Annotated in this window: 2 tRNA genes and 1 rRNA gene; all 3 read right to left on the bottom strand. The window is 27.6% G+C overall.

What is annotated here, in order from left to right:
* Window positions 1-1171 precede the first annotated feature (1171 nt).
* The 3 genes from NSA50_RS19645 to rrf all read right to left on the bottom strand — a co-directional run bounded on the left by NSA50_RS19645 (window position 1172) and on the right by rrf (window position 1451).
* Window positions 1172-1247 (bottom strand) — tRNA-Ala (locus NSA50_RS19645).
* A gap of 5 nt (window positions 1248-1252) precedes the next feature.
* Window positions 1253-1329, bottom strand: a tRNA-Ile gene (locus NSA50_RS19650).
* Between the two features lie 5 nt (window positions 1330-1334).
* Window positions 1335-1451, bottom strand: a 5S ribosomal RNA gene (gene rrf, locus NSA50_RS19655).
* Window positions 1452-1454: the final 3 nt, after the last annotated feature.

A 1454-nucleotide genomic window follows, 5' to 3' on the forward strand; every position in this document is an offset into this window, starting at 1 on the left:
TCAAATTACTTTGAGTCTTAATTTTAAGACGTCTAAAAGAATTGCTGGTTTATTTTACTTAACTTATTTTCTGTTCAATTTTCAAAGACCATTTTCTTCATCGCTCTCAAGCGACTTTCTTATCTTATCATTTGTTTTCTTTCTTGTCAACAACTTTTTTCAAAGTTTTTTTGACTTGTTTCGTCACATCCCTTAGCGACGAGATTTATCTTAACATGTAAATGCAACCAAGTTTTAAACATCTATATTATTCTAATTAAATTATTCTTATTTTCCTTCTATTTTCTATATATATCTATCATTTTCTATTGATGATACGCCTGGCAATGTTATTATCAATTTTACATTTTATAATATTATTTTCTCTATTATTATTTTATATATACGTAATTTAAAATAATATTTTTTTGCAATGAGATATAATCATTTTTAATTTATTACTATTAAAATAATCTATCTATATTAAAATATATATTTAAATATTACTTTTAAGTATCATATAATTATAAATTTAATTTTAATAGCCACTTTTAATTTATGATACAATGACTTGTTGTAAAATGAAATTTAACTAATTGAAAACAAAAAAATCTATAATGGATTATATATGTTATTATTTAATCTCAAAATTAAATTCAAAACGTAAGATAATCGATATAGATCATAAAATTTACAATACAGAATCGAGTAAAAATAAATACTTAAATTTCTAAGAGCTATTTACTATTCAAATTCTTATTAATTATACCTTTAACCATATAAAATAGTAAAAAAATTATATAGGCCTATAAACAATATTATCAATAAAATATGTAATGGAACTAATACTAAGGTATATTTTGCTCATACTTTTTCATCTTTTGAAATAGAATCTAATGAGCGTTACAATAATATAATGCACCATCTCAAAATCAAAACTTATATCTGATTCTTCTTCTTCTGATATTTCCTTCATAGAACATTGGATGCACACTCTTCCAAGGATAATCCTTAACTATAAAATTCCTGAAGAGTTATTTTAAATACATCTAGATAAGATATATGCAATCTAAGAGACCATAGGTGCCTGAGTCGCAAACATAAACTAGTTCAATTTATTATTAAAATATATATTTATAATTTTATTATAAATATATATAATAAAAAAAGCTACGAATTACTTCGTAGCTTTTGGTGGAGGTAAAGGGATTCGAACCCTTGACCCCTTGCGTGCAAGGCAAGTGCTCTCCCAACTGAGCTATACCCCCAAATATGGTGGACCTTCAGGGACTCGAACCCCGGGCCGACCGGTTATGAGCCGGTTGCTCTAACCAACTGAGCTAAAGATCCATATAACCTGGCAACGTTCTACTCTCCCACACAGTCTCCCATGCAGTACCATCGACGCTGTAGAGCTTAACTTTCCTGTTCGGAATGGAAAGGAGTGTTTCCTCTACGCCATCATCACCAGATTT

The organism is Clostridium mucosae (assembly GCF_024622765.1).
In the GTDB taxonomy this organism is placed as follows: domain Bacteria; phylum Bacillota; class Clostridia; order Clostridiales; family Clostridiaceae; genus Clostridium.